This window comes from Corynebacterium felinum, from assembly GCF_030408755.1.
GTDB lineage: Bacteria > Actinomycetota > Actinomycetes > Mycobacteriales > Mycobacteriaceae > Corynebacterium > Corynebacterium felinum.
In genome coordinates this window covers 1,425,435-1,446,052 of sequence record NZ_CP047209.1, presented here as the reverse complement: position 1 = coordinate 1,446,052, position 20,618 = coordinate 1,425,435, and the positions used below count along the sequence as shown (strand labels likewise).

At 54.4% G+C, this 20,618-nt stretch carries 18 protein-coding genes; 3 read left to right on the top strand and 15 right to left on the bottom strand.

All coding sequences use genetic code 11. The features are described 5' to 3' along the window. Positions 1-275: 275 nt before the first annotated feature. Positions 276-1,364: a DMT family transporter gene (locus CFELI_RS06235; protein ID WP_277103385.1), complete on the top strand. Its 1,089-nt coding sequence runs from the start codon at positions 276-278 to the stop codon at positions 1,362-1,364. Positions 1,365-1,384: 20 nt separating this feature from the next. Here the strand turns inward: CFELI_RS06235 and CFELI_RS06230 are convergent, their stop codons facing one another. The 3 genes from CFELI_RS06230 to CFELI_RS06220 form a co-directional block, all read right to left on the bottom strand. Further along, entirely contained in the window at positions 1,385-2,395 is a 1,011-nt protein-coding gene (locus tag CFELI_RS06230) for a hypothetical protein (RefSeq protein WP_277103386.1), read from the bottom strand. A 116-nt stretch (positions 2,396-2,511) separates the two neighbouring features. Further along, the gene (locus CFELI_RS06225) at positions 2,512-4,089 is read right to left on the bottom strand and encodes an AMP-binding protein (protein WP_277103387.1); all 1,578 of its coding nucleotides are present in this window, start codon (positions 4,087-4,089) and stop codon (positions 2,512-2,514) included. A gap of 83 nt (positions 4,090-4,172) precedes the next feature. Continuing rightward, the gene (locus CFELI_RS06220; RefSeq protein ID WP_277103388.1) at positions 4,173-5,225 is read right to left on the bottom strand and encodes a thioesterase domain-containing protein; all 1,053 of its coding nucleotides are present in this window, start codon (positions 5,223-5,225) and stop codon (positions 4,173-4,175) included. Positions 5,226-5,338: 113 nt separating this feature from the next. Between CFELI_RS06220 and CFELI_RS06215 the strand changes: the two genes are divergently transcribed. Both CFELI_RS06215 and CFELI_RS06210 read left to right on the top strand, forming a co-directional pair. Then, positions 5,339-6,832, top strand: coding sequence for a hypothetical protein (locus CFELI_RS06215; protein ID WP_290259848.1), 1,494 nt, complete (start codon positions 5,339-5,341; stop codon positions 6,830-6,832). Positions 6,833-6,847: 15 nt separating this feature from the next. Then, positions 6,848-7,960 (top strand): glycosyltransferase, encoded by a 1,113-nt coding sequence (locus CFELI_RS06210; protein ID WP_277103421.1) that lies wholly within the window; start codon positions 6,848-6,850, stop codon positions 7,958-7,960. 179 nt (positions 7,961-8,139) lie between these two features. On the opposite strand, the gene CFELI_RS06205 is transcribed toward CFELI_RS06210, so the two are convergent. The 12 genes from CFELI_RS06205 to CFELI_RS06150 all read right to left on the bottom strand — a co-directional run bounded on the left by CFELI_RS06205 (position 8,140) and on the right by CFELI_RS06150 (position 20,243). Beyond that, complete coding sequence (locus CFELI_RS06205; protein WP_277103390.1) at positions 8,140-8,916, bottom strand: glycoside hydrolase family 16 protein; 777 nt, start codon at positions 8,914-8,916, stop codon at positions 8,140-8,142. A 50-nt stretch (positions 8,917-8,966) separates the two neighbouring features. Continuing rightward, positions 8,967-10,115 (bottom strand): glycosyltransferase family 2 protein, encoded by a 1,149-nt coding sequence (locus CFELI_RS06200; protein ID WP_290259844.1) that lies wholly within the window; start codon positions 10,113-10,115, stop codon positions 8,967-8,969. Between the two features lie 162 nt (positions 10,116-10,277). Continuing rightward, positions 10,278-11,459 carry a serine hydrolase domain-containing protein gene (locus CFELI_RS06195; RefSeq protein ID WP_277103392.1) on the bottom strand — a complete coding sequence of 394 codons (1,182 nt, stop codon included), beginning with the start codon at positions 11,457-11,459 and terminating at the stop codon, positions 10,278-10,280. Further along, on the bottom strand, positions 11,456-11,695 hold the full coding sequence (locus CFELI_RS06190; protein ID WP_277103393.1) for a hypothetical protein: 240 nt from the start codon (positions 11,693-11,695) through the stop codon (positions 11,456-11,458). The genes CFELI_RS06195 and CFELI_RS06190 overlap by 4 nt, the downstream gene beginning before the upstream one ends. Continuing rightward, entirely contained in the window at positions 11,692-13,926 is a 2,235-nt protein-coding gene (locus tag CFELI_RS06185; RefSeq protein WP_290259839.1) for a hypothetical protein, read from the bottom strand. Before CFELI_RS06185 ends, CFELI_RS06190 begins: the two co-directional genes overlap by 4 nt. Before the next feature lie 110 nt (positions 13,927-14,036). Then, the gene (locus CFELI_RS06180; RefSeq protein ID WP_277103395.1) at positions 14,037-15,107 is read right to left on the bottom strand and encodes a glycosyltransferase; all 1,071 of its coding nucleotides are present in this window, start codon (positions 15,105-15,107) and stop codon (positions 14,037-14,039) included. A gap of 101 nt (positions 15,108-15,208) precedes the next feature. After that, a complete protein-coding gene (locus CFELI_RS06175; protein ID WP_277103396.1) occupies positions 15,209-16,138 on the bottom strand; it encodes a glycosyltransferase family 2 protein in 930 nt (309 codons plus the stop codon). Further along, the gene (locus CFELI_RS06170; protein WP_277103397.1) at positions 16,135-16,893 is read right to left on the bottom strand and encodes a glycosyltransferase family 2 protein; all 759 of its coding nucleotides are present in this window, start codon (positions 16,891-16,893) and stop codon (positions 16,135-16,137) included. The genes CFELI_RS06175 and CFELI_RS06170 overlap by 4 nt, the downstream gene beginning before the upstream one ends. A gap of 289 nt (positions 16,894-17,182) precedes the next feature. After that, positions 17,183-17,356, bottom strand: a complete 174-nt coding sequence (locus tag CFELI_RS06165; protein ID WP_277103398.1) for an antitoxin — start codon at positions 17,354-17,356, stop codon at positions 17,183-17,185. A gap of 218 nt (positions 17,357-17,574) precedes the next feature. Then, positions 17,575-18,366, bottom strand: coding sequence for an ABC transporter ATP-binding protein (locus CFELI_RS06160; protein WP_277103399.1), 792 nt, complete (start codon positions 18,364-18,366; stop codon positions 17,575-17,577). A gap of 3 nt (positions 18,367-18,369) precedes the next feature. Then, positions 18,370-19,254, bottom strand: coding sequence for an ABC transporter permease (locus CFELI_RS06155; protein WP_277103400.1), 885 nt, complete (start codon positions 19,252-19,254; stop codon positions 18,370-18,372). Next, the gene (locus CFELI_RS06150) at positions 19,251-20,243 is read right to left on the bottom strand and encodes an ABC transporter substrate-binding protein (RefSeq protein ID WP_277103401.1); all 993 of its coding nucleotides are present in this window, start codon (positions 20,241-20,243) and stop codon (positions 19,251-19,253) included. The genes CFELI_RS06155 and CFELI_RS06150 overlap by 4 nt, the downstream gene beginning before the upstream one ends. Positions 20,244-20,618 lie beyond the last annotated feature (375 nt).

The following is a 20,618-nucleotide window of genomic DNA, read 5'->3' as shown; positions in this document are numbered from 1 at the left end:
GTACGTGTGCGCCCTACACAGCTTGTGTTTTGTGGGGAACACCCCGAAAAACAATTCCCATCCTAAGCCATCTACCTGCAATTTTGCGATGCTAACTAATTTTACCTGCGAGTTTCATACGCAAGGGAAGCGTCCTGCAAAAGCTTTCACGGTGTGAGCGATGGTGCGTACTATGAGAAACGCATTCTAGGCGTTGCACTTACATAGATGCTCCGTGCAGCAATTAGTATGTGCGATTGTTTTAGAGGCTTCAGTATCAAGAAAAGGTGTCAGTGATGAGTAGTGTGTTTAGTACAAAGTCTCGTGCAATTTTTTTCGCGATTGCGGCTGCGGCATTGTATGCACTGTCAGCACCGTTGTCGAAGAACATTCTTCACCACACTGGCCCGACAATGGTGGCTGCTTTTCTGTATATGGGTGCGGGGATTGGTATGGGTGCGTATTGGCTTGTCAGTGCTCGTACGAAGGTGAACGATGAGCCATTGACACGAACTGATTTTCCTTATGTTCTTGCGATGATTGTCCTTGATATCGCCGCGCCGATATTACTGATGTGGGGTTTGAAAGAAACGACAGCAGCCACTGCGTCGCTGCTGAATAACTTTGAAATCGTTGCCACCTCATTAATTGCGCTTGTGGTGTTTCGGGAGGTGATCTCCCCAAGGCTATGGGTAGCCATTGTGCTAGTGACGATCGCAAGTATTCTGTTGAGCTTCCAGCCAGGCAGTATCGAGTTGGATCACGGTGCATTGCTAGTGTTGGCAGCCTGCGTGTGTTGGGGTGTGGAAAATAACTGTACAACTCGTTTGGCGTCGAAAAGCGCGGCGCAGATTGTGATGCTCAAGGGTGTTTTCTCCGGCTTGGGCTGTGTGATTGTTGCGTTGTGGGCAGGCGAAGTGTTCCCCGCTGCTGGCTGGATTGTCGCCACGATGTGTTTAGGATTCGTGTCCTTTGGGCTAAGCATTACTGTGTATATTTTGGCGCAGAAGGATCTCGGTGCTGCGAAAACGTCCGCATATTATGCACTGGCACCGTTTATCGGTGTGGTATTTTCCATTGTATTTTTGTCGGAGAAGCTCAGCATCACTTTTGTCATCGCGCTGGTGATTATGGCGTTGGCGACGTGGTTGATGGTGCGCGATAGCATCGGGTTACAGCATACGCATCCGCATGGACATGCCCATAGCCATGCGCATTGGCATGGAGATGTGCTGCACACGCATGAACACTCGCATCATCATGATCACCGGCATACGCATGGCAACGATGGGGATGAGTCAGCCCATGCGCATGATCACGCTGCTTTCTCAGATCGGGAGCATTGGGCTACTGGGCATGAGGATCATCAACACGACTCGCTGTAGCTGCACTGCTGGGTGTCGCTTCAAGCGTGTCGACGCCCCACTGCTAGTGCGTGGCAACGTACCCACACCCACACTGCGGCAAGGAGTGTAAGGAAACCAAATATTCCCACGATGCTGCCCCACGGCAGAATCATGGTGGCAGGTGCTGATGTAAATACTGGGTAGGACGATTGGCTGCCATCTGTTTTTGTGTACGGCACATGGATTGCAAATGTCGGGGCCACTGCAAGCCCCGGAATGACTGGAATTTCCGTGTCCACACTCAGGCTTTCACCAGGGAAAAGCACAAATGTTTTCGCGCGTTGCGCATCATTGGTTTCGGAAGAGTCCGGTGTGATCACACGAAATGGTGTGGCTGCTGGACTAGGAGCGTTTTCTTCACTGCTTATGGATGTGCCGTTAAATCCGAAGGCGCCGTCCATACCAATTTCGGGTTCGCCCCACACCATCTGATTTCCCGTGTTGCGCACCTGTAGTGCAACGTCGGCGTGGGATCGAGTCAAAGGCCACAACGCCACACCTGCAGGCTGGAAGTCAACCGATTCGAGGCTTAACTCCATACTGCGTTGGCCGGATACTGCCACCACAAGTGGGAACAACCATGCTTCGCCGTTGATGGTTTCAACCCACACTGCCACAGGATAGTCCCCAGCTGGAGCATCCGATTGTATCGATGCCTCAACTACCAGCACAGTATCCGCCGTAGCGGTATCACTGTCGTCGAGAGGAGTAGGATCTGTCTGGCTTAACTGGAGTGTTCCAAAAGGAAAATCGACGACAACACCTTCACCAATAGTCTGCGTTACTGTGTGCACGCGCGTTGCCACCGAGGATGTATCAATCCTGCCTGATCGGGTAGTTAGTGGCACTGCCGCTACTTTCAACTGCTGGTCTAAAGAAACACCTGAACCGGAAAAACCGAAACTCACACGAGCATTTTGCCCCGCAGAAGTACCCAGCACCCGCATACCACCCATCGTGCGGGTAGCAGCAGGCTGCACAACCTCCACCGAACGTGTAGCCGAAACCACCTCACGAGCTGTAGCGTTGGGTGAAGCTAGTGCTGGCGTCGATAAGCTAGAACACGCAGCGACCACACAACACGCTGCACGAAGGCGATAGGCCCTACCGTGAGCAAAACGCACTCTTAATTCACCTTTCGATCGCGCCCAACCCAATACTTCTCACGCAAAGCGCGCCGCAAAATTTTGCCCGAAGGATTCCGCGGAATCTGTTCAATGAACTCCCAACGCGAAGGAATCTTAAACGCAGCAATCTTGCCACGCACTGCCAACAACAAGTCACGCGTCGTCGGCCGTGGTTTGGAAGGATCAGGAACAATGAGCGCCAGCACTGCCTCACCCGAACGGTCATCCGGAACACCAATCACTGCACAATCAGCAATCCCGCATTCACGTAGCAACACTTTTTCCACCTCAGCAGGGAAAACATTCTCCCCACCAACCAAAATCATGTCCTTAATGCGGTCCTGAATAAACAAAAAACCTTCATCGTCAACGAAACCCGCATCGCCCGTACGAATCCAGCCCGCATCAGCTTCATCTACTAACGTCTCGCTCGTCGCTTCAGGCAAATTCCAATACTCCACCATTCGCGCAGGGGTATACAAAAGCACCTCCCCTACCTCATAAGCTGGGAGAACAGTATTGTCCTCATCAACGATCCGCACCGCAAAACCAGGATAAGGACGACCCGCCGCCTTTAAACGTGGCGAATCCGGATAATGCTCCTCAGGGGGCAAGCAGACTGCCGTATTGCCGGTCTCGGTCAAGCCGTAAATCTGGGCAAATCGCGCCCCAAACACCCGCACACAGTTCGCCAACACCGAATCCCCAATCGGTGCACCGCCGTAGATAACCTGCCGCATATGCGCGAACGCATCGGGGTCGGCAGGGCTTAACTCCGCAATCGATGCCATCATTGCCGGAACAAGGATCGCCGAGGTCACGGCTGCCTGCTTGAAAATCTCTCGAGCACTCACAGGATTAAATTCCTCCACCGAGTACACAGTTTGACCAGCATTAAACACCTGCATTGCGTACCACATACCCCCCACATGGAAGCCGGGGATACCTACGAAGCACACATCATTTTCTTCAAAGCTGATCCACTCAACACCCGCTTCACCCAAAGCATTGCGCACAGCAAACCATGAACGGTGCGCCAACACAACGCCCTTCGGCAACCCAGTAGTACCGGAGGTGTACAGCTGACACACAGGAGTATCTGGGGTTGGCTCAAAACCTGCAGTAAGCAGTGACTGTGTGTCTGATTCTTTCAGTTCTGCTGCACTCAGCCACGCCTGCCACGCCTGTGGCAAAGTGTTAATCTCAGTGATGCCTGTGGTATTAAAAAGCTGATGATCGCCATCAATCAAGATCACGCCTGCCCCAGAATCCTTCAGAATATGCGCGACTTCCTCCTGGGTGAGTTTCCAGTTGATCGGTACTATAACCGCACCAATGAGTGCACAGGCGAAGGTTGTTTCCCAATAACTGGCGCGTTCTTTGGCAATAAACGCCACCCGATCCCCTTCCCCTACGCCGAGTTGACGCAGCTGGTGCGCAACCAGCTCTGCATTGTGGGCAAGCTGAGCATAGGTCAAGCTGTGGGTGGGGGTCATGACTGCCACATGATCACCGCGAGTGCGGGCATGGAAGGCAAGTGAGTCTTTTAGGGTGGCTAGTTCTGGGAAAAAGAGCATGGTCACTAGTCGCACCACAACACCAGTTAGTTCCCAGCAGGCTTGAAACTCATAAAAATTTTTTTCTTCAAACCCTGTGGGGCTCAGTCCCCTGTGATGATCGATGCGACCTGCGGGACGTAGCGCATATCCCGCAAAACGGACAGGTGATCACCGCCTACGTGCACGATCTGCGGTGCCGGGTCGAGTTTTTCCCACAATGGCTGCTGGATTTTATTGTCGTCGGTGATTACCACAATACTGCCCGCTGGCACACCTGAAAGTCGTGTTCGATTTTGGATGCGTACCGCTTGCTCCCAGAAGATGTGTTGCTGGGTTTGTACATCACGCATAATGATTCCCGCGGTATAGATGTGCACATGGGTGCGCAGCTGTTTTACCACTGAGCGAATCTTTGAAAAGCGCTTTTTGGACTGTGTTTTTTCAGCTTCTTGCGGGTGTGGGTGGGTTTTGAAGTCTGCTACTGACACTCCATCGCGAGCCATCACGCTATCGAGAATCACTGTGCGCTTGGGGCTAAAGCCCTGTTCTTCGAGTGCAAAGCTAGCAAAAATGGCGATGTAGCCACCGAAGCTGTGCCCGATCACTGTCGCAGGGGTGGTGCGTAACCGCTGTTCAAATTGAGGGATGTGCTCGCGAGCTGATGTGAGGTGTCGTTTCACATGTGCACGCACGGTCCAGTCTGGGATGCCTCTGCTTAAGAATCCATGGGCGTGGAATGCCCAGCAATCAAACGATCCTGAGAGTTCGCGGGCAAGCATCCGATAGCACACCCCGGTGGCACCAGCGCCCACGAACAGCAAGGCTAGTGGCTTATCGTCGTTACCGGGGGTCAGATGTGTGCAGGTGGGACTAGAGGTAGTGAAGCTTTCTTTGCTGTGTTGTTCGATCCGCTGTGCAACCTCGTGGATTCGAGGTGCTTCGCTTTCGCCCGCGAGAGGGGCAAAAAGTTCGAGGGGCAAGTCTCGCCCGAGCGCGTGCTGGAGATGGATGATCACAGATTCAACATCGAGACTGGTCGCGCCTAAGTCTTCCGGCCGGTCGGTGCGGCAGATGGGGGTGATTCCGAGCTGTTTTTCCCAGGCGAGAATCAAGGTGTTTTCTAACGGCGTTTGCGCGGGTTGGATTTCAGACATTTTCGGGGCGTTTTCCTCGTATAGGGCGTGTTTTCTTTTCAGTGTTGGATCCCACCACACGTTGGTTTCCTTCGTTAGTGCACAGTACACGATGGGTGTGTTGGTGCTTGCCTATGAGTATGATGAAGCAGTCATGGGTGTGGGGTTTTGTAGTTTTGTGCTTGAGCATGGGTTGTTTGACTTTCAGCGCATGGTTTAGTGCACGGATTCTCAGTAAAAGTGGTGGTTGTGTGGGTGCTGGCAGTTGGTTACTAGCTCAGTTGTCGCGGCGGTTTCAGGTTCGCGGCGCTGCTAGGCCCCAGGCATTTCCGGATTCGCGCTTTTTGGTTCTTGCTGCGGGCATTAATGCTGTGGCGGGCGTGTTTTTTTGGGTGATTGCGTCGCGTTTTTTCTCAACGACTGCGGTGGGGCAGGCTTCGACTGTGGTGTCGGTGGGAACGTCGGTGGCGTCGCTGTCGTTATTGTCGATTGGCCCTGTGATCGAGCGTTATTTTCCGGTGTTGAGCGTTCAGCGGCGGGTGCGGGCGGCGTTGCTCAGTTGCGTGGGGGTTGTGCTGAGTGCTGTGCTGTGTTCGGGGGTGTATGTGTGGGTGTGGGACAGCAGTGTCGTTTTCCCAACCTTGGTGAGTAAGTGTGCGTTTTGTTGCTGTGTTGTGGTTTTGGCTCTGTTTGCGCTGAGTGATTCGGTGTTGAATGGTTGGGGTGTTCCGCGTGTGATGGGGTGGAAGAATGTGTCGCAGGGGGTGCTGAAGGCGGTTGTTGTGGGGGCTGTTGCCGCGTGTGGTGTGTCGTCGGTGGTGTGGGCGGGTTGGTTGCTGGTGTGGTGTTGGGTGGGGGTTTCTGTTCTTGTGTTGCTTGCGGTGGTGGGGGTTATGGTTGCTCGTGTGCGTATCGACGCCGCCACAGACTCCTCGCATGTTTCGGCTATTTCTCAAGATAACGTTCTCTCCCCTGCCGATGATGGCATTCCTGTACGTTCGCAGGCGATACGGTTTCATCGCACGAGTATTGTGTGGCTTGTGGGGCAGAGTATTCCGGGGTTGTTTATTCCCAGCATGGTGGTGTCGCAGGCGGGATTGGAACAGGCAGCGTTTTTTAATACGGCGTGGTTGATTGTGAATGCTTCGTTGATGGTTATGGCTATTTTTACTGGTCCTTTTGTGTCCAAAGCGGTCGCACCGGGCGCTGTTGTGTCCGCATTGTGGCCGCAGATGAAGGTGACAACGCTTCGGGTTAGTGCGCTTCGTTTTGTGGGGGTGAGTGTGATTGGCCCGCTGGCTTTGTATGTGTATGGGGCTGAGTATGCCCGGGCGGCAGGGTGGTTGTTGGTGTTGATGGGGATTGCCCATGTGGTGGGTGCGCCGGCATTCTTGTTTGGCGTTTTATCGAAAGTGTATTCCCGTATTGTGTTCCCGGCTTGTGTTCAGGTGTGTGCGTCTGTGGTGTTGGTTGTAACGGTGTGGTGGTTGTTGCCGCATTTCGGCATTGTGGCGGTGGGTGTGGCCTATTTGATTCAGGATGTGGGGATTTTATTGGTGGCGTGGATTCCGCTGCGCAGGCTTGTGGCTTTAGGTCATGCGCAGTCGTCTTCGCCGGTGGAGGTGTAGGGGGTTGTGGAGTTGATGCATGAGAAGAATCGTCGCCCCGAAGTGGTGAAGGTGGCTGTTTTTCGTCTTGAATTGTTGCCGTTGTCGGAGACTTTTATTAGGGATCAGGTGGATCATTATGAGTCTTTTTCGCCGGTGTTGTTTGGGGCTTATGCCACTGCGGGTGAGAGTTTGGCTCGCGGTGATGAACGTGTGCTTTATGATCTCAGTCGTCGCGGCGATCGGTGGGCGTTGGCGTTGGCGCAACTGACGGGGGTTGCGCCCCGGGTGAAGAAGGCGTTGGCGTCGTCGGGTGTGCGTTTAGTGCATGCCCATTTTGTGAAGGATGCGTGGTTTGTTCATCGTGCGGCTCGTTCGTTGGGGTTGCCGTTGGTGGTCACAGCGCATGGGTATGACGTGACTGCGCTGCCGCGTAGTTGGGTGTATCGGCTGCGAGCGCGTTGGGTTTTGTCCCGGGCGCATACGGTGGCGGTCAGTGAGTTTATTGCCGGCTGTGCTCGGCGTGTGGGGGCAACAGATGTGCAGGTGTGTTATACGGGGATCAGTCTGAATGAGGTTGAGTCCTCCCCTAGTGAGCCTAAGGAAGAGTTGTTGTCTTCTGATGTGTTGTGTGTGGCGCGGCTAGTGGAGAAAAAGGGGGTGGATGTGGTAGTTGCGGCTGCTCGTCTGCTGCCTGATGTGAGTTTTGTTATCGCTGGTGATGGCCCGCTGTGGGATCAGTTGCATCGCGATTGTCCGAAGAATGTTCGCTTTATTGGTGCGGTGTCGCAGGTGCAAGTTAGAGAGCTTTTGGCTAGGACGAAGGTTTTTGTGTTGCCGTCGCGTACTGCGTCTAATGGTGATGCGGAGGGGTTTGGGCAGGTGTTTTTGGAGGCTGGTCGTGCCGCACGGGCGTGTGTGGGTACGTGGCATGGGGGAATTCCGGAGGCGGTGGTTGATGGTGTGACAGGTGTGTTGGTGCCGGAGTCGGATGCTTCTGCTTTAGCTCAGGCGTTGGGCACTGTGCTTGACGACGCCGACTTGCGTGAGCAGCTCGGTGCGGCGGGTTTTGCTAGGGTGCGTGATCATTTTGATATGCGTGATCGCACTGCACACTTAGAGTCGTTGTATCAGCAGTGGATTAACTAAACATCCCCCCTTTTTTTGAACAGCGCACTACTCAATGTGGTCTTAATGTGGTCTTCTCTATGGTCTTAATGTGGTCTGAATCAGGCCTGCCAGATTGGTGACCTGAATCGAACCTGCCAGATCGGTGGCATGATTGAGACCTGCCAGATCGGTGGTGCGCGGATAGTGGAGAGGTGTTTTTATTGTGGCTGGTAAGGGGTGTAGGTAATGTCGCTTATTTCGAGGATAACCACGGGGCGTTGGTCGCGGTGGCTGGTGTGGCGACCTTCGGAGGCGTGTGTTTCTACTTGGATGGCTAACCACATAGGTTCGTGCGGGATTGTTTCTCCGGTGTAGTGGGCGTAGGCACTGTTGTCGCACAGGATGTGGATGTCGGTGGGGGTCCAGCGCACGCTCCAGGTGTGCCAGGTGGTCGCGTCGATGTCGATGCTGGCGCTTTGTTTTGTGCGGTGCCCGTTTTCGGTGTAATGGATGAAGCTGTGGGTTTTTCTGCGTTCGGGGTCGAAGCTTTCGGCAATGTCGATTTCTGGGGGCCATTTATCGCTTGCTGGCCACAAAAGTAGGTGGTAGCTGAGTACGGGGTGTGCGGTTGCCCGCATAGTGATATCCCACTGGCCGTATTGGTGGGTTTGGCCCCAGTTGCTCACTCCACCGGTGATGGCGCGGTTGCCGTCCCAGTGACCCCAGAGTCGAAGTGTGTTGTTGTTGATGTCGACGAATTTTGGGTGCCATCTGGTGCGGGGGTCGCTTCGGGCAAAGTTGTCGTAGGCTTGCCAACCGGTTGGAAATCGTGGGCCGTTAAAGGTTTGACGAATAAGTGTGGTGGCCTTGGTGGTGTTTGCTGGTGTGCGAGGGGTGTGGGTGTGGTGTTGTTGGCAGCTTGAGAGTGAGGAGCTGCCAAGTGCTGCGGTTATGAGTGCGGCTGTGTGGAGGAACTGGCGGCGGGTGAAGGTCATAGGTGTTCCTTGGAAAGGTGCGGGTGATCAAGGCTGCGGTGTGAATGTGTTCAGCCTTTGAGTCGAGTGTAGAGCTTAAGGCCGATTCCTGGTTGTGGCTGGGTGAACAGTATGCGGTGAATGAGGGCATGGATGCTGATTCGCAGGGGGTGGTTTTTCAGGAAGTGCAGCAGCGACTGCCGTGTGGGTGAATAGTTCAGTTGGGTTTTTAGCTGGCGTGCACGTTGGTAGTGCTGGTGGGCTTTTTCCTGTGAGTGTTCCTTCGCGGCGTGGTCAAGCAGTGTGTTTGTGCATGGGATGATTCCTGCCCACAACAGAAAGTTGTTGATCAGGTGGGCTGGTTGTGTGGGGATGTTTGGTAGGGCAAGTACTCGCTGGATGCATTGGAGGGTGTTGTCGACGGTGTGTGTTCCAGCGGTTGTCGAGAGTTGCTTAGGGTGGTGAATGTAGTGGTAGTAGATGGTGGGGTTGTAGGCGACGGTGGCTGTTGGGTGTGCTTGCAGGAAGCTGATGAGCAGGTTGAAGTCGTTTTGGGTTGTGGAGTGGTAAAAGCCTTCGGTTGCCAGTGCGCGCAGTTGAGGGCCGGGAATGAGTTTGTTCCAGAGGTAGCCGCGAATGTGTCCGTTGAGGATGTGGCTTAAAAGGTTGCTGGTTTTAGTGCTCGGCACGAAGTGTGTGGTGGTGTCGGCGGTTTTTCGCAAACTGTAGAAAGGAACTGTGCGGCTAGGCCACGGTGTTTCAACTGGTTGGGGTGCTTTGTTGGGGAAGGTATGTTCAGCGCCAAGGTGGAGCAGAGTGGCAGATGGGTAAAGGTTGTGCAGGTGTGCGAATTCGGTGAGGATGTTTTCCTCAAAGGTGTCGTCGACATCAACGAACCAGATCCAGTCCCCTGAGCTTTTAAGTGTTGCTTGTTCGCGGGCGTGTGATACGCCTGGCGTGGTGGAGTTAAGGATACGAATTGTGTTGGTTTGTTGCGTGTACATCGGGTGGTTTTTGATCAGCGCAAGGGTGTTGTCAGTGCAGTGGTCGGCGATGATGATGCACTCGTAGTTGGTGTATGTAAGTGCTGCTAGTTGGGTAAGAAAGCTGCTGATGTGTTCTTCGGCGTTGTGGACAACAACAATGATGCTGATGAGCGGGTGGCGGTGATCGTGGCGGTAGCGGGTCGATGTGTGCGCGGGGTGGGTGTGGGAATCCATGAGGTTACGTTCCTTCAATGTTGGAAGTGTTTCTTTTTTAACTGATGTGGGGCAAAAGCCGCGCGTGAGTGACTGCAAAAACACAAAGGGGTGCCTTAGCCCCATTGCTCATAATGAGGTCAGGCACGGTGATGGTTGTAGTAAAGGTGTGGGGGGAATCTTTTAGGGTGCGCGGTCTTCCTGATAGCGGTTTCGCCAGCAGTTTTCCGCTAGTTCGGTGATGTCAGCGTTGGTGTCGGAGAGCATGATCATGGCGTGGTAGTTGACTGGGTCGAGGATGATCTGTGAACGAAAGCCCGCTGTAGTTCCGCTTCGGCGCAGCACGAGGGTGCCATCGAGGGTGGCTTTGTTGAACCCTTCGAAGATTTCCACACTGGAGTTCTCGCTGGGCACGGGGATTTTGCCTTGCTCGTATTGGTCGAGTAGATAGCGGGTAAATCGACCGAGATCGCGTGCAGAAGATCCTAGCCCGCCGGCTGGAGCGAAAGCACCAAAGGTAGAGGGTGGCAGTGGCCGTTGGGCTTGGTTGAAACCGACCGGCGGGTTGTGGGCTTCGGTAACGAGCACGGTTGTTGCAGGAAGGCTCAGTGGGCCTGTGATTTCGGTGCGCAGTAGTTGGGCGTATTCCATATCCTGGGCTTTGGCGAGTGCCTGGCCAAGAAGCGCGATACCGAGGTTGGAATAGTGAAACTGCCCTTTGGTGGCACGTGCATCCTCGCGGGCGCGTTGAAGTAAGTCTGAGGTGGTTGAGTCACGGTAGATGAAATTGCCGAGGTTATCAAGGTACGTGTGCCCATGAGCTGCGTCGTCGGTGTTGGCACCCCAGGCGCTCAGCCCTGAGGTATGGGCGAAAAGCTCGACGAGTTTGATGTTTTTGATGTCGGATTCTTCTTCCGGGAAGATTTCGCCCAGTGTGGTGGTGGGCGTTATTTTTTGTTCCGCCAGCGCACGGCGATACAGCTGCGCGGTCAGAAGTTTGGATAAGGATCCGATTTCAAAGCGGGTTGTAGGTGTTGCCCGCAGAAAGGCCGCTTCGGCACCGTCAGTGTTGACGAAAACAACTGCCATGGCGTGGGTGTTGCCACTGTGGTAGCTCAGCGCATCCGCGAGGATGCCTGTAGCACGTTCATCCCCAGTCAGCGCTTCTTGCGCAGCGATTTCGACAGGTCGCTGCACTGTGGTGTCGGGGTGGATTCCGACGACACTCATTCCTGCCCCACCGAGAAAGATTATTCCCAGCGTGGCGAGCAGAATTCTGGTGCGCACGGTCGTGGTTTTTCCTTGTGTTGGGTTGGAGCTAATCACAGGTTCTTCGATTGCCTCGTGGGGGTTGTCTGTGTTCATGACAATGCTCCTAAGCGCAGGTACAACGCAACCGCAGCGGCGAAGCTCACCGCAGCCCAGGTGCAGAAAAAGATCGGGTGGGAGTGCGTGATACTCCAGATCTCCGGCTGTGTGCGCTGCGAATAGTTGCGGCGCATAAGAGCATACATGCTCATCCCGAGGCTGAGGAAAAGCAGGATGGCGCAGCCTGGCCCGATCAGGAAATCAATCACGGAGTCATTGACACGTACAGTCACTGTTTCGTCCCTTCCGCTGTGTCGTCGGTTGTGGATGTGCTGTTTTCAGCGAGTCGCTGGGGCTGGTCCACACCAATAATTGTGGATATTGGCTGCCCATTGGTGAGCCGCTCGAGCACGATCACGTGCGCGCTGCGGATGATGATGCGGTAGTCGTTTGTGGCTTCGAGTCTGGCAGCAATCTCCTCGTACCAGTTCAGAGGCGCACCGTTAATATAGTGCTCGTAGTTTTCCCGCATGCTGGTGAGAAAAACATAATCCGGTGCTTGTTGTACAAGACGGGTGAAAGGATCGGCGTCTCCCTCAATGGTGGCTGGGTGGTGCAGTTCACCGACGCGGGCGTGGCGCAGCGCCCCTTCTGTGCTCAACGGGCGTACCGTTGCACCGTTTGGGGCAATGCTCAGTACTGTTCGCGCTGCCGCTATCACATCGTGCGGGGTGCGTTCAAAGCTGAGGTTTACCCCGCGCAGTGTGACTGCCGTGACAATTACTCCGCACACGACTACACCCATCATCACCGTAGCGCTCACGCGACGTCCATAACCTGGTGTGCGTGACATCTGAGTGCCTTCCGATGCAGCTGCACTTTCTACATCACGATCCCCAGTGCGTGGCATCAGGCAGCGCTGATAAAGCAGTGCTGTCCCCACGGCGAGCACAGGTGCAAGCATCACAGACATGTACAGCATGATGCGCACGGCAATCTCGCCACCATAAGCCTGGCCGAACACGAGCAACACTGGTGCAGCTACCATCACCGCGCTCATCACTCGCGCTTTCCCCAAGAAGAACCAGCACACGCCCGCGGCACACACACAAACAGCACTCATGACAATGCGCACGCGCTGCATCAACGCATACACTTCATCGCCGTGGGCTTGCGTGGCACGCGTGACGACGCCGCGCTCAAGGGCATCCCCAGCCTTACCGAAACCCTCAATCAAGATCGATAAATTACCCGTCCACCAATCCGTAGCACCAAACGCAAACCATAGACTAAAAATCACACCCACGCTCAACCACAACGCACGCATCCGCACCTGGCCGAACACACTCCAACCAGCCAACACAAGAATCAACGCCACCGGCGTCAACTGATGCGACACCACCAAAGCACACGATAGGAACAGCACAAACACCACACGACGGCGCTCAAGGGAAAGATCATGCGCGCCGGGAGTGTGTGCCCACCCCCGCCACCAGCGATAGTGTTCATGCATGATCGATGAGGTGCGGGCGTCGATAAGCACTGCGCAAATCGCAGCATAAAAAACCACAGCCAGCGATTGTGGCGAAAAATAGTCCTGCTGTCCCCACGCCACGGCGAGGAAAATAGGAACAACCAGCACCGATGCCAGATCACGCACGCGATCGCTCACGCCTGCCAACACCGCAACACTGCGGGTAATGCTCACTAAAGCCGCAGCAGTCACCACCACAATCACCGCTGGATACAGCACCAACCATGAGCTCACTGAAGTCATCCCCGCCCACTGGGACAGCACCGCGAACGTGACAAAAAAGCCAGGCCAGCTAAATCGCGCATCCATCCCAGTCAACCCCGCGCCACGCTGGGAGAAAGCATCGACAAAACCGACATGCACATACCCCGTGCCCATGACCGCGCCCTGATCAACCACATTGACCGAAATGGTGCACAAACACACCACCAACACGAGCCCAGCACCAACTGGGGCGAAGTTCACCGATGCTCCACCCAAGAATCGGGTAGCACTCAACACAGCAACGCTTGCAGCGAGAAGCACAAAACTGGCAACAAACCACACTGGCAACACCCCAACAAGTCCAGCACCGCCCGCACTATCAAGATCAAGGTGGCCTAAACTAAAAATCCAGCAACCCCACGCAGCAGCCACGAGCCCCCACTGCAACCAGCTCACAGGCGCACACCCACGCCACTTGGGCACGCTTAAAGCTGGGAGTTGATGTCGACGCAGAAAAACCCACGCCGACACACAACCCACGCCACCAACCAGTGTGGCAGTCAGCGGCGGGAACCACATCCCCACCATCACCTGCGCTAACGCAACCACCATCACCAGCGCCATCGAGGCTGCCGGAGTAATCGCAGCAAACAACCATACATTCCGTGGCGCACACCACGCACTTATTCCCGCGCCACACACGCACGCAAAAACAATGACCCCCAGCTGCGCCAACCACTGCGACGGCGCCCACCACGCCACCCACGGCGCTAGTGCACTGAGCACACAAGCACACACAACCACCCAGAAAACGAAAGGGTGTACAAGCGCTGAAACGCGCACACGATCGTGCTGCGCGCGTGGATTAGTCCTGTCGTCTACTTCAACCACTACTTTCACCCTTCACCATGTCCTGCACCAACACCAGCTGATTGACGACGTGCGCGCCGATCAGCCAGCATTGTTGCCACCCACAACGGGATTCCCGCAAGATATCCACACAACTCAGCCGCTACCAGCGTACGCGGATAGCGTGGCGCTGAAGCATCAAGCACTGTCGTAGCGCGGTCGCGACGCCGACTCAGCACCACAGCTAAACCGCGGGGCACATTCTTGCCAATAAATACCAACGCTTTCGGATCATCGAACACCGCCCGGCATAAACTCGCGCTCATTCCCGAACCATAACCAAACATTTGCTTGCTCAAAGCCCACCGCGATTGCCGATGCCGATGCGACGCACGAGCCTGCGCACGGTAGGCGATCATACCGCCCTGAAGAATCACCGAACGGAATGCGTGCAGGTCTTCCCCACCCCTCGTTGCGCGACCCGCGCCCAATTCCTCCGCGAAACCACCAATGCGGCTGAGCGCACTGCGGCGAAAGGCCATATTATTTCCACTGCCGAAGCAACCTGCCGGATACGGGTAAACCATAGGCAGTTCAACGGCTGTGACTTTCTCACCGATCGTGTGTGCAGCGTCTTTCGACCACTCCACAGAATCTGCGCCCTTATCAAAAGAACAGCCCTGCTCAAACCACTGTTCTACGGTCAGTGCAGTACTCGTTGCCAGTGTCCGCCCAGTCACACACCAGATCTCTGGCCTGCTAAAGCCCTCCCGAAGAGCATAAACCCAGGATTGATCTACAAAAGTATCGTCGTCAGTGAAAGCCACATACTCACCACGAGCATGCAACACTCCCACATTCCGCGCCCGTGAAAGACCGTAGAGTTCGGCGCGTACAACACGGATTGGGATAGTTGAGTTCAGCACCGGAACAAGCCCAGGGGTGCTTGCCACCCGACCATGTGAAGAATTGTCCACAATAATGATCTCCGCTACCACCCCCTGCGTGGCAGCGTGTTGGACTGCACGCGCTACAGAAGCCACTGCGTGTGCGAACAGGGGTTGTTTGCCCGACGTGCACACAATAATTGACATATCGACAGTATTTTCCGAGTTCATCGTTTCCTCACTCTGGACAAAATTCTTCACACGTCACCGCTTTTCTACTCACAATTCACGTCACCATTGCGTCACAACTCTTCGTGCTCATCAGCACTCTTTTACCTTCGCCTGCCACCACCCAAGATTTGACGGGTTGTGGTTACAAGACGCCGGAAACCTACTGTCGTACTTCCGCGCACCAATCCCAGCCCCAACCCCACCATGACCGTGACAACCACGGGGGCGGTGCGAGGATTTTTTCGCAACGCGCGCCAGACGACTCGAAGGTGGCGTTGCTCAGCACCCAATGCGTGGGGGTATTGAGCCTGAAGGAGGGCTTTTGCGCACCCTTCTGCATAAGCGCGGCGAAAACAATACTGAAGCTGGAGCCGTTCGGGTTCTACTTGGTGTTTCACCACAAATCCTGTGCTGCGCCGGATGAGTGTCTGTGGGTTGTGTTCTGCGAGTCGAACGAAGAACTCCGTTTCTTCCGCCGCCCCTGCAACAGCACCGATCCGCCCGTAGTCAGTGCTGAAACTGTGGTGAGTGAACGCTTCTTTGCGTACCGCCATAGCTGCACCGATGGGATTGCGCACAGGCATACCAGGTGCTGGCATGCCTTCGTAGTCGCAGCCAAATATCCAGCGCATGGTGGCGGGAAAATTCTTTGGCTGTGCACCCCTGTAGTCGGGTTCCACAATTCCCGCCACCGCAGTCACTGTTGGATCTGCGAATGCCTCAGTCAGCCCGGCGCGCCATCCGGGTTGGGGTGTGGCGTCGTCGTCGATGAAGACGATGATGTCTTTTGTGTTGTGTGTTATTCCTGTGTTGCGTGCGCCTGCCAGGCCGTGTGGGTGTGTGTTGGGGTGGATGTGTGTGTTGGGGTAGGTGTTTTTGAGGTGGTGTTCGAGTTGTGGGTTGTGGTCGACGATGATGGTGAGTGTGTCTGTGGGGTGTAGTTCGTTGGTGAGTGCGGTGATGCAGGTGTGGAGTGTGTGTTGCCGGTTGGGGTTGTGTGTGCAGATGATGATGTTGTAGGTGGGGTTCATGGGTTAGTGGTGTGTGGTTGGTGTTGTGGTGTGCGGTGGTGGTTGATGAATTCTGTGAAGATTGTGCGGAGTACTTTTTTGCCGTCGTGCCAGGCGTGGAGGTTGCTTCGTCCGTGGACTCGGTGGTGTTCGAAGGAGGGGACTTCGGTGATGGTTAGTTGTGCGGTTGCTGCGCGGCAGATGAACAGTGTTTCGATTTCGAAGCCGTCTCCCCATTGGTAGTTGTGGGTGTTGCCGTTTGGTGTGGGGAGGTTGAGTTTGTTCAGGATGTCGGTGCGGAAGGCGTTGTATCCGTAGCAGAGGTCGGTGAAGCGTTGGTTGAATAGGATGTTGGTCAGGAGTGTGAGTGCGCGGTTGCCGAGTGAGCGGATGTGTGTGAGGTCGGCGCTGCCGCCGGTTGGTTTGTATCGGGTTCCTTTGGCCATGTCTGCGCCTTGGGTGAGGGGTGTGATGAATGTGGGGATTTCGTTGGGGTCGGCGGAGCCGTCGGCGTCGAGCATGATGATGTAGTCGCCTGTGGCGTGTGTCCATCCGGTGATGAGTGCGTTGCCTTTGCCGGGGCGTGGGTGGGTGATGACGTGGGTGTTGGGTCGTAGTTGTTGTGCGGTGTGGAGGGTGCGGTTGTAGTTTTTGCCTTCGACGATGATGACTTCGTAGTGGGGGTTGAGTTGTGGGAGGAGGAAGGTGAGGTTGTCGGTTTCGTCCATGCTGGGGATGACGATGGTGACCTTGGGTTGGTTGTGGGTGTAGGTCACGGTGTGTGGTCTTCTTTCTGTGGTGGGTTTTGTGGGTGGTGGCTTTGTTCTGTTTTTTTTGGTTTTGTGGTGGGTTGTGCTTCAAAGGTCTACGTTAGAAGTCGTGTGTGAGGGGGAAAAGTTCCCGTTGTGTGGTTTTTGATTGTGGTGTGGGGTAATTGGTGGGGGTTGGTTTTTGTGTGTGGGGTTGTGGTGGTGGGGCAAGAAAAAGTTCCCCGTTGTGCTGCGTTTTTGTTGCAGTTCAACGGGGAACGTGTGGGTGTTTTAGTTATTGCGAAAACGGGTGGGGTTATTCGTTGCCAAGTTTTTCGTCAGCGGCTTTGCGTACTGCTTCGATTTTGTCGGCTTTATCGGCGCCGAGTTTATCTTTGGCGAGATCTGCTGCTTTGTCTAGTACTGCGTCGGAAATTTGCTCGCCTTTCTCGGAGTTGAGAAGTTCTTTGGCTTTGTCGAAAACGGACATGGTGTTCTCTCCTAGGTGTAGTGAAATGTGTGGTTGTGTTTTCTTACACGGCTTCAGGTTGTGCTGTTGCTGTGTTGATTCATATGGTACCGATTTTGTGCTGGTGCTGTTGGGTTGTGCGCGAGAAAAACCACCGTTTCGTTGTGTGTGCTCGATGTGAGCGGATTCAGCGAAACGGTGGAGAGTGTCTCATGGTGTTTGTGTGTGGTGGGGAGATTTTAGCCGAGGAAGGCTTTGTCGGAAAGTGTTGCGCCTTTGATGGAAACGAACTGCTGGAGTAGGTCATGCACGGTTAGTTGTGCTTTCTTTTCCCCTTGAGCTTCGTAGACGATCTGGCCTTCGTGCATCATCACAAGGCGGTTGCCTAAGCGGATTGCTTGTTCCATGTTGTGTGTCACCATGAGGGTGGTGAGGTTGCCTTCCGCGACAATCCTGTCCGTGAGCTGAGTGACCAGCTCTGCGCGGGAAGGGTCGAGGGCTGCTGTGTGCTCGTCGAGAAGCAAGATGCGCGGTTGGGTGAAGCCTGCCATGAGCAAGCTCAACGCTTGGCGCTGGCCGCCTGAGAGCAACCCTACTTTCGCGCCGAGTCGGTCCTCCAACCCTAGTTCCAGTGTTGCCAGTTTTTCTTTAAACAAAGCGCGCCGTTGCGAGTTAAGGCCAAGCCTTAAGCCACGGGGCTTTCCGCGCAGCAACGCTAAGGAGAGATTCTCCTCAATAGTCAGGTTCGGGGCGGTGCCTGCGAGTGGGTCCTGGAATACGCGGCCAATGTATCGTGCCCGTTTATGCTCGGCAAGCTTATTCACATTCGTGCCATCGATCTCGATAGATCCCGAATCGATGAACAGGCGACCAGCAATCGCATTTAAAATGGTGGACTTTCCCGCACCATTCGACCCGATGATGGTAACAAAGTCGCCCTCCTGCAAGTCGATGCTAAGGCCCTGCAGTGCTTTGCGTTCGTTAATTGTGCCGGGGAAGAAAGTCTTGCGCACATCCGTAATCGTCAACATAACCTATGTACCTTTCTTCACAAGCGCAGCTGAGGATCGTGACATCATCGCTTTCCAGCGAGGGACAATAAGGGCAATGATCACCAGTACTGCTGTTACAGCACGCATATCATTTGGGTTGAGGCCCACCGACAGTGCGAGGAAAATAATGATTCGGTACAGTACAGCGCCGAACGTCACCGCAATGACAGCAACCCACAGTCGTTTGGTGCCCACGATAGCTTGGCCCATAATCACTGATGCCAAACCAATCAGAATCAAACCAATACCCATAGAGATATCAGCAAAACCTTGATACTGGGCAACCAAGCCACCGCACATACCGACGAAACCGTTGGATAGTCCCAAGGTCAGTGTCTTCGTGAAATCAGTAGACACACCAAAGGAGGTAATCATTGGGCCATTGTCGCCTGTTGCGCGAATAGAAAGGCCCACATCAGTATTCAAAAACCACGTCACAATAGCTACGGCAACGACCACCACGACAATTAGCAGCGCAACCGATGCCCACGTGCCTAACAGCTTCGCGTCTTTGAGCGGACTCAACACTGTCTGCGCACGCAGCAAAGGAACATTCGCGCCACCCATGATGCGCAGGTTAATCGACCACAGTGCGATCATGGTCAAAATACCCGCGAGCAAACCATCAATCTTGCCCTTGGTATGCAACACACCAGTGACAATGCCGGCGATAAACCCTGTGGCAAAACCGCATGCGGTGGCAAGAAATGGATTCCAGCCGGAAGCAATAGCAATTGCTGCGGTAGCGGCACCAGTGGTGAAACTTCCATCAACCGTCAGATCGGGGAAATTCAACACTCGGAAGGTAAGGAACACCCCCAGTGCCATCACACCATAAATAAGACCTAGCTCAACTGCGCCGATCATACGCGCTCAGCCTGATCAAGAATCTCCTGCGGAATAGTCACACCCTGAGCCTTGGCTGCTTCTTCATTGACAATGTAGGTGAACTCAGTAGCCGTCTCTACCTTCATCGACGCAGGATCAGCACCATCCTTGAGAATACGCAGCGCCATCTCACCAGTTTGCTTACCCAACTTCTTGTAATCAATACCCAACGTTGCAATAGCGCCACCCTCAACAGTGCCGCCCTCAGCACCAATCACAGGAATCTTCTTCGCCTCAGCAACCTGCACCAGCGAAGCAATACCGGAAACAATCAAGTTATCAGTCGGCACATAAATAGCATCCACATCACCCAACGCCTCAACAGCCTGCTGGATCTCAGTCACAGTAGACACCGTCTGGGTTGTGATCTCCAGGCCAACGCCTGGGGCAGCTTTCTTCGCCGCATCCACCTGCACCTGCGAATTCACCTCACCGGAGGCGTAGACAATGCCCACCTTTTTCGCATCAGGAACGATCTGCTTGAGCAGCTTCAGCTGGTCATCGATCGGTGCCGCATCAGAGGTACCAGTCACATTGCCACCCGGGGCATCATTGCTCGCCACCAGCTCCGCAGCCAAAGGATCTGTTACCGCTGTAAACAGCACAGGGATATCGGTAATCGCCTGCGCGGTCGCCTGGGCAGCTGGGGTTGCTACCGCCAAGACCATATCCAAATCCTGTCCAGCGAATTGCTGCGCAATCGTCAATGCTGTCGCCTGCTCACCGTTCGCATTGTGCTCAGTGAACGACACCTCAACACCGGCCTGCTCAAAGGCTTGCTTGAACCCCTCAGTTGCCGCATCCAAGGCAGGGTGCTGAACCAGCTGATTAATACCAATGCTGTAGGTAGAATCCGAAGACTTCTTCGTAGCTTGCTTATCTCCACCATCAGTGGAGCTGCAGCCCACCAGAGTTAAAGCAGAAAGAGCAAAAGCTGCAACCAGCTTCCGTGAACGCTGAACAAACATGCGCAATTCCTTTTTAAATAATGGAAAACTTGTACATAATCATTGCCCAAGTTCCCCGCCATTGACATTGAACGTGAATAATACTGAAGAACCAGCGCAAATTATGCACATATCCGCCATGTGATCAAACATTCGCAAGAAAATCGCTCAAAGTTGCTAGATTTGAATAGCTTTTATTGAAATATAGGCAATATTATTTCAAGCTAGACGCTGTCCTTAATATCTCATTTCTCATTCTTTGTGACACTTACCGTCTCACACGCAGGCAGAAATGTTGCAATACCTGCACAGTTTCCGATACCTACCCAACCGCAGATAATGCATAGTATGCGTTGACGCTATGCACCACTTATTATTCTTCGCACACACATACTG